This is a genomic window from Streptomyces globisporus (assembly GCF_003501885.1).
Taxonomy (GTDB): domain Bacteria; phylum Actinomycetota; class Actinomycetes; order Streptomycetales; family Streptomycetaceae; genus Streptomyces; species Streptomyces globisporus_D.
Map to the genome: position 1 here is coordinate 1 of NZ_QWFA01000257.1, position 7,205 is coordinate 7,205.

The window sequence follows — 7,205 nt, forward strand, 5'->3', positions numbered from 1 at the left end:
CCCCCGGCCCGCCCCGTCTTCCATCGCCATGCCCGCCGCCGCCCCGGACCGTGGGATCTCCCGGTCGGGGCGGCGTCGCGGCTTGGAAAGGAGGCGTGGGCGGCCGGGGCGGGTGAGATGCGCCACGCGGGGGGCGCCCCCGCCGTCACTCCGGCAGCCGCGTGCCCTCCGGGAGCCGGATGCCGAAGTCGTGCGCCAGGGCCCGCAGCGCCTCGTCGCCGTCCTTCAGCACCCGCTCCTTCACCGTGCCGTCGTCGGCCGTCTCCATCAGGTCCAGCCCGGCCAGCAGCAGGTGCGATCCCTCCCGGGTGCGCTGCGCGTACACCGCCTGCCGGAACGGCGAGCGCGGATGCGTCGCGATGTGCCAGTTGATCACCTCGTAGTCCGGTGTCTCGAACGGCTCCAGGGTGAACGCGTACTGCGACTCCCACGCACCGCCCTTCTCCGCCTGGAGCTCCCACATCGGCAACGGCCCGTCGTGCGCGACGTGGACGAGCCGGTGGTGGCGTGGGGCGTCGAACAGCTCGGCGCCCTCCACCAGCTCGATCGGCTCCACCAGGGCGCCGGTCGCCCCGAAGCCGACGTCCGCGAGATACGGGTGCGGCTCACCCTCCACGTCCACCTTCATGAGCATGTGCGTACGCGGCCGGATGTCGCCCGGCGCCGCACCCAGCACCACGCGGGCCACCAGCAGCGTCACGGGGAAGCCGAGCTGCCGCAGGACGGCGGAGAAGAGGGTGTTGTGCTCGTAGCAGTACCCGCCGCGCTCGCCGCGCACGAGTTTCGCCTCCAGGTCCTCGAGCGCCAGGGACGGGGCGGAGCCGAGAACGGCGTCCAGGTTCTCGAACGGGATGCCGTACAAGTGGGCTCGGTGCAGGGACCGCAACACCTCCAGGGTGGGGCGGGGCTCCCCGGTCCAGCCGATGCGGGCGAAGTACGCGTCGAGGTCGAGTGTCATACGCCGACCGTACGCAGCCGGGGTGCGGGCGCGCCTCCGGCTGCGGACCGAAGTCCGCGCCCGGAGGGCCTCGGTCGATGGTCCGAGGCCCGCCCGAGGCGGGCGGGCCGAGGCGGGCCCGGGCCGAGTTCTCCCGACGCGGGAAGGCCACCCGGACCCGCCGGGGTCTCAGATCTTGCTCAACTCCGGTGAGAGCCGGGCCCGCCCGGGTAGCGGAGGATCATGAGCCTGTTCCAGAAGCCCCAGCCCCTCGCCGTTCTCGTCATCCGCGACGCCCCCGATGTCGTCGCCGGTCTTCGGCGCGCGCTGGAGACCGCCCCGGACGCCGAGCGCCCCGGGCTGGAGCGCGCCCTCGCCCTGGCCGAGGAGTCCGCCGCCCGCCCGGACGCCGAGCTGCGCGGCCGGTGGGTGCGCCGGCGGCTCGACGCCGCCGGGCACGAGGGCCCTGCGGACTCCGTGGAGGCGATCAAGATCCTGCGGCAGGCCGAGCCCGGACTGACGCTCCTCCAGGCGGTGACGTACGCCAAGGAGGCCGCGGCGGCGGAAGCCTGACCCGGACGGGCGCGGGGCGCGTCGCCGTGCCGGGGCGGCGACGCGCCCCGGACCGCCCCGGACCGTCACACGCCGTCCATCGCGCCCGCCGACGCGATGAGCAGCGCCGTGCCCACGCCCTGCTCCTCCGCCGTGCGGAGCAGCGCCGCGTCCCCCGCCTCCGCCACGGCCGCGCTGGTCGGGTCGTCGGGCACGGGCCCGCCCGCGTACGCCGCCGTCGCCGGGGCCATCGCCGTGAGCCAGTCCGCCATGAGGGTGCCGAACTCGTGTCGGTCGATTCCCGCGTCGGCCACCAGCGCGGCCGCGTGCCGGGCCCCGGCGAACATGGCGGTCATCGCGCTGAGCAGCGCCACGTCGTGGAGTGCGGCGAAGCCGGGGTCGGCGCCGACGTACCGGGTGGCGACGGGCACGGCCAGCGTCTCGCGGTGGGCGTCGAAGACCTCGCGGGAGCCGCTGTAGAAGACGTAACCCCCGGCCTCCGGCACCCCGATCATCGGCGGAACGGCCATGATCCCGCCGTCCAGGAAGCGGGCGCCGCGCTCGTTCGCCCAGGCCGCGCGGGTCCGCGACTCGGCCGGGGTGGAGGTGGTGAGGTCGACGAGGTCCTTGCCCGTGAGGTCGGCCTCCGCCAGCGCCGCGCGGACCGACGCGTCGTCCAGTAGACAGGCCACGACGAGCGGGCTCGCGGCCACCGCCTCGGCCGCCGTCGCGGCCACCCGCGCGCCGGCGGCGGCGAGTTCGGCGGTCCTGCCGGGGCTGCGGTTCCAGACGGTCAGGGGGTGCCCGGCGGCCAGCCAGGTACGGGCGAGGGCGGCGCCCATCGAACCGAGGCCGAGCAGGGTGAGAGGGGCGGGCGGGGCGGAAGCAACGGTGTTGTCGGACATGCCGATTAGGCTGGTCGAAGGCTGCGAAGGCAACAAGTACGCACTATGGAGTGGGTGGTTACCTCGTGGATAGCGAGCAGGCGGGGAGGGGTGGACGGGCGATGACGCGGATCGTGCGGAGGCCGGGGGCGTTCGTCTGCGGGATCGACGCGGCGATGGATGTGATCGGCGGCAAGTGGAAGGTGCTCATCCTGTGGGCGCTGAACGAGAAGACCTGCCGCTTCGGTGAGCTGCGGCGCGCCGTGCCCGGGGTGACCGAGAAGGTGCTCAGCTCCCATCTCAGGGAGTTGGAGGACGACGGCATCGTGCACCGCGAGGTGTACGCCGAGGTGCCGCCGCGCGTGGAGTATTCGCTCACCCCGCTGGGCCTCTCGCTGAACGCGGCGCTGGAACCGCTGGGGGCGTGGGGGCGCGACCACATCTACCGGGGCGTGGAGGGGGCCGGCGCGGAGGCCGCTGCCGAGCCCGTGGCAGGGCTGGGGAAGCGGTAGCCATAGGCGCGGCCCGAATCGACCCCTTGTGATGGCCTGACATCTGCGCAAACATGCGCATGTCAAAAGCCGGAAGATCTCCGGCCCTTGGCATCACTGGAGGTACCCCCCACATGAACAAGCCTCTCGTCGGTGCGTTTCTCGCTGCCCTGCTCCTGGGAGCCGGTGCCGCGCCCGTCGTCGCAGCCGAACCCGCACAGCAGGCGCAGGAAGCCGCATCCAAGGCCGGCCCCGCGGCGAAGGCCGTGACCTTCGCCGGGACCGTCGCGCTCAGCAACTGTTCGGGCTCCGTCGTCCGTTCGCCCGACTCCGCCCCCACCGACCCCGCCCTCGTGCTCTCCAACGGGCACTGCCTGGAGTCCGGTTTCCCGGGCCCCGGCGAGGTCGTCGTCGACCAGCCGTCCTCCCGGACCTTCACCCTGCTCAACGCCTCGGGCGACGGAGTCGGCACCCTGAAGGCGAGCAAGATCGCGTACGGCACGATGACCGACACCGATCTCTCACTCTACGAAACGACCTCCACCTACCAGCAGATCGAGGACAGCTACGGCATCCGGGCGCTGGAGCTGGAGACCGCCCACCCGACGGCGGGCACCGCCATCACGGTCGCTTCCGGCTACTGGAAGCGCACCTACAGCTGCGACATCGACGGCTTCGTCCACCAGCTCAAGGAGGGCCGGTGGACCTGGAAGGACTCGGTCCGCTACACCCCGGAGTGCCGGACCATCGGCGGTACGTCCGGTTCGCCGGTGATCGACGACGCCACCGGCAAGGTGGTCGCGGTCAACAACACCGGCAACGAGAGCGGCCAGGAGTGCACGGACAACAACCCGTGCGAGGTCGACGAGAACGGCGAGGTCACCGTCCGCGAGGGCATCAACTACGCCCAGCAGACGTACAACATGGTTCCGTGCATCGGGGCCGGCAGCAAGATCGACCTCAACCGTGAGGGCTGCGCGCTGCCCAAGCCGTAGCCGCCCCGTCGCACAAGCGCGTCGGCCGGACCCGGCCCCGGTCAGGTCCGGCCGACGCGCGCCGCCTCGATCCCGTCCAGCAGCACCCCGAGCCCCACCCGGAACGTCTCGCGCGCCTCCCGCTCCGGATACGGCACCGGCTCGGCGCCCTCGTTCCCTTCGCCCGGATACGGCTCGACCGGCCCCTCCGACTCCAGGCCGCTCACCGCCGGGAAGCGCTCCGCGAAGTCCGGGACCAGCTCCAGCAGGGCCGCCGAGCGCGCCGCCCACCACTCCTCGTCGGAGCTCCCGGTCGCCGCAGCGGCCAGCCTCGCGTCGGCCACCGCCTGCGCCGAACCCCGGACGAACGGGAACAGGGTCCCCACCAGCCGCCGCAGGGTCCCCGCCTCGAGCCCGGTCGCCCGCAGCAGCGTCACCAGCGTGTCCAGGCCCGCGTACTCGTGCGGCCCCAGCACCGGTCGCGCCTGCGAGACCTGGAGCACCCAGGGGTGGCGTACGTAGAACTCCAGGACCTCCCCGGCCCACGCGGTGAACGCGGCCCGCCACTCGCCCGAGTCCGACTCCGGGTATGCGGTGGGCAGTTCGGCGTGGACGGCGTCGTACATCAGGTCCAGCAGCTCGCTCTTGCCGGGGACGTAGGTGTAGAGCGCCATCGCCGTGCGCCCGAGCCGGTCGCCGACCGCGCGCATCGACAGGGCCCCCATCCCCTCCTCGTCCGCGAGCGCCACGGCCGCCGCCACGATCGCGTCCACGCTCAGCCGGGGCTTGGGCCCCGGGCCGCCGCGCGTCGGCGGCGGGGCGTCCGCGCGCCACAGGAGGGAGAGGGAACGGCGCGGATCGCCCTGCCCGGCGAAGACCACCACGTGCGACTCCTTACGGCGTAAAGTAACGTCCGGCGGGTCATTCCTTACGCCGTAAGGTATCAAGCTCCACGGGAGAGGGGTCGGGTCGCGATGGGTCAGGCGCTGCCGGTCACGTACGTACGGGTCGTGGACGTCGAGCGGATCACCCCCGGGACGGCGAGAATCGGTTTCACCGCCGACGAGCTGCCCGGGCTCATGGAGGACCGCCCGGACCAGCAGATGAAGCTCTGTCTGCCGCGCGCCGGACAGGCCGTGCCCCGACTGCCGGAGCGGGACGCCGACGACCCGTACGGCATGCGCTGGTACGAGGCGTACCTCGCGGTCCCGGAGGCGGAGCGGCCCTGGATGCGCAGCTTCACCGTCCGCTCGTACGACCGTCAACGCAACCTGATGGCCGTGGACTTCGTGCTGCACGGCGACAGCGGGCCCGCCGCGCGCTGGGGTGCGAGCGCCCGGGTCGGCGACGTCCTCGGCATGGTCGGCCCGTCCTCCCTCTACGCCCGCCCGCTGCCCGCCGCCCGGCGGATGCTCCTCGCCGGGGACGAGACCGCGCTCCCGGCCGTCGCCACGGTGCTGGAGGCGCTGCCCGCCGGGACCGGGGCCGTCGTGTACGCCGAGGTCGCGGACGCGGCGGAGGAGCGGGAGCTGCCGCCGGCGGCCGGGGGAGCCGAGATCCGCTGGGTGCGCCGCGACCGGGGTGGCTCGCTGGTGGACGCCGTACGGGATGCCGGAGCGGACCTCGACGGGGTGGACGCGGCCTGGGTGGCGGGCGAGGCGTCCGCCGTGCGGGCGCTGCGCCGCCACCTGGTCGAGGACCGCGAACTGCCCAAGACGGCCGTCGAGTTCAGCGGCTACTGGCGGCGTGCGCTCACCCAGGACGACGCCCCCACCGAGGAGGACCTCGCCTGGGCGGCCGAGCGCGCGGCGGACGCTTCGTAGGGGCCACGGGCGGCGGACGCCTCGTGGGGGTCAGACCGCTGCCGCCCCCGCTCCCCGGACCGCCCGGCCCGCCAGGACCGACGTCCGCTTGCCGTCCTCGATGACGAACCGGCCGTCGATCAGGACGTGCGGGATGCCCACCGGCAGCGTGCGCGGCTCCTCGAACGTGGAGCCCGCCGCCACCGTCTCCGGATCGAACAGCACCAGATCCGCGCGGTAGCCCTCGCGCACCAGGCCCCGGTCCGCGAGCCGCAGCCGGGCGGCCGGGCGCGAGGTCAGATGGGCGACACACTCCTCCAGCGAGAGGATTCCCAACTCCCGCGCGTACCGGCCCAGATACTGCGGGAACGTGCCGTACGCCCGAGGGTGCGGCTTGTCGCCCTGGAGGATGCCGTCGCTGCCGCCGGTGTGCACCGGGTGGCGCATGATCTGCTGGACGTTCTCCTCGTGGCCCACGTGCTGGAGGATCGTCGTCCCGAGCCGGTCCTCGGTGAGCAGCCGCCGCGCGGTCACCCAGGGCTCCTCGCTCCGCAGCCGTGCCGACTCCTCGACCGTACGGCCCACGTACTCCGCCAGATGCGGTGCGCTCACGCCGGAGATCTCGATGGTGTCCCACTCGATCGGCACCCCGTGGCAGCCGTCCGAGCCCAGCACCTCCAGATGGTGCCGGATCTTCTCCGCGCTCACCGGGTCCGCGAGCCGGGTCAGGACCGACTCCGGTCCGCCCTCGCTCGCCCAACTCGGCAGCATCGCCACGAGCGTGGTGCAGCCGGGGGTGTACGGGTAGGTGTCGAGCGAGATGTCGGCCCCGGCGGCCAGCGCGCCGTCGAGGAGGGCGAGGAGGTCGGGCGCTTTGCCCTTGTTCACGCCGAAGTTCATGGTGGCGTGAGCGAGATGAAGGGCGCAGCCGGCGTTGTGCGTCAGCTGCACCATCTCCTCGTACGCCTCCAGCGCGCCCGCCCCGTAACTGCGGTGGTGCGGGCAGTAGTAGCCGCCGTGGCGGGCCACCACCCGGCAGAGCTCGGTGAGTTCGGCGTCGTCCGCGTACATCCCCGGGGTGTAGGTCAGTCCGGATGACATGCCGACCGCACCCTCGCGCATGCCCTGGTCCACCAGCTCCCGCATCCGAGCCAGTTCGGCGTCGGTGGCGGGCCGGTCGTCCCAGCCGACCGCGTACATCCGGACCGTGCCCTGCGGGATGAGATAGGCGGCGTTGACCGCGATGCCCTGGCCGTCGAAGTTCCGGTCCAGGCGGTCCAGATAGCCGCCGACCGTGCGCCAGTCGAAGTCGATGTCGCTTCCGTCGCCGTTCCAGCCGGTGATGGAGCGGCGGACCTCGGCGAGCGTACGGTCGTCGACGGGCGCGTACGACATCCCGTCCTGGCCCAGCACTTCGAGGGTGACCCCCTGCGCCGCCTTCGCGCTGTGGTCCGGGTCGCGCAGCAGCGCCAGATCGCTGTGGGCGTGCATGTCGATGAAGCCGGGGGCGAGCGCGAGGCCGTGCGCGTCCACGGTCCGGGCGGCGGTGGGGCGGGGGCCGGGGG

Annotated in this window: 8 protein-coding genes; 4 read left to right on the plus strand and 4 right to left on the minus strand. The window is 73.3% G+C overall.

All coding sequences use genetic code 11. From position 1 onward, the window contains the following. Window positions 1–145 precede the first annotated feature (145 nt). On the minus strand, window positions 146–958 hold the full coding sequence (locus D3105_RS30965; protein ID WP_118906218.1) for an arylamine N-acetyltransferase family protein: 813 nt from the start codon (window positions 956–958) through the stop codon (window positions 146–148). 222 nt (window positions 959–1,180) lie between these two features. Between D3105_RS30965 and D3105_RS30970 the strand changes: the two genes are divergently transcribed. After that, window positions 1,181–1,510: a hypothetical protein gene (locus D3105_RS30970; protein WP_118906219.1), complete on the plus strand. Its 330-nt coding sequence runs from the start codon at window positions 1,181–1,183 to the stop codon at window positions 1,508–1,510. A gap of 65 nt (window positions 1,511–1,575) precedes the next feature. On the opposite strand, the gene D3105_RS30975 is transcribed toward D3105_RS30970, so the two are convergent. Then, entirely contained in the window at window positions 1,576–2,394 is an 819-nt protein-coding gene (locus D3105_RS30975; RefSeq protein WP_118906220.1) for an NAD(P)-dependent oxidoreductase, read from the minus strand. Between the two features lie 101 nt (window positions 2,395–2,495). On the opposite strand from D3105_RS30975, the gene D3105_RS30980 reads away from it, so the two are divergent. After that, complete coding sequence (locus tag D3105_RS30980; RefSeq protein WP_118906221.1) at window positions 2,496–2,885, plus strand: winged helix-turn-helix transcriptional regulator; 390 nt, start codon at window positions 2,496–2,498, stop codon at window positions 2,883–2,885. A 113-nt stretch (window positions 2,886–2,998) separates the two neighbouring features. Next, window positions 2,999–3,859 (plus strand): S1 family peptidase, encoded by an 861-nt coding sequence (locus D3105_RS30985; RefSeq protein WP_118906222.1) that lies wholly within the window; start codon window positions 2,999–3,001, stop codon window positions 3,857–3,859. Between the two features lie 41 nt (window positions 3,860–3,900). Here the strand turns inward: D3105_RS30985 and D3105_RS30990 are convergent, their stop codons facing one another. Next, on the minus strand, window positions 3,901–4,722 hold the full coding sequence (locus tag D3105_RS30990; RefSeq protein ID WP_118906223.1) for a TetR/AcrR family transcriptional regulator: 822 nt from the start codon (window positions 4,720–4,722) through the stop codon (window positions 3,901–3,903). 90 nt (window positions 4,723–4,812) lie between these two features. Between D3105_RS30990 and D3105_RS30995 the strand changes: the two genes are divergently transcribed. Then, the gene (locus D3105_RS30995; protein ID WP_118906224.1) at window positions 4,813–5,661 is read left to right on the plus strand and encodes a siderophore-interacting protein; all 849 of its coding nucleotides are present in this window, start codon (window positions 4,813–4,815) and stop codon (window positions 5,659–5,661) included. 30 nt (window positions 5,662–5,691) lie between these two features. Here the strand turns inward: D3105_RS30995 and D3105_RS31000 are convergent. Continuing rightward, on the minus strand, window positions 5,692–7,205 hold a 1,514-nt coding region (locus tag D3105_RS31000), incomplete at its 5' end, for an N-acyl-D-amino-acid deacylase family protein (RefSeq protein WP_133305727.1).

Coding starts and splice junctions, on each gene's coding strand:
- D3105_RS30980 (WP_118906221.1), top strand. CDS start 2,496: ATGACGCGGATCGTGCGGAGGCCGGGGGCGTTCGTCTGCGGGATCGAC.
- D3105_RS30970 (WP_118906219.1), top strand. CDS start 1,181: ATGAGCCTGTTCCAGAAGCCCCAGCCCCTCGCCGTTCTCGTCATCCGC.
- D3105_RS30995 (WP_118906224.1), top strand. CDS start 4,813: ATGGGTCAGGCGCTGCCGGTCACGTACGTACGGGTCGTGGACGTCGAG.
- D3105_RS30975 (WP_118906220.1), bottom strand. CDS start 2,394: ATGTCCGACAACACCGTTGCTTCCGCCCCGCCCGCCCCTCTCACCCTG.
- D3105_RS30965 (WP_118906218.1), bottom strand. CDS start 958: ATGACACTCGACCTCGACGCGTACTTCGCCCGCATCGGCTGGACCGGG.
- D3105_RS30985 (WP_118906222.1), top strand. CDS start 2,999: ATGAACAAGCCTCTCGTCGGTGCGTTTCTCGCTGCCCTGCTCCTGGGA.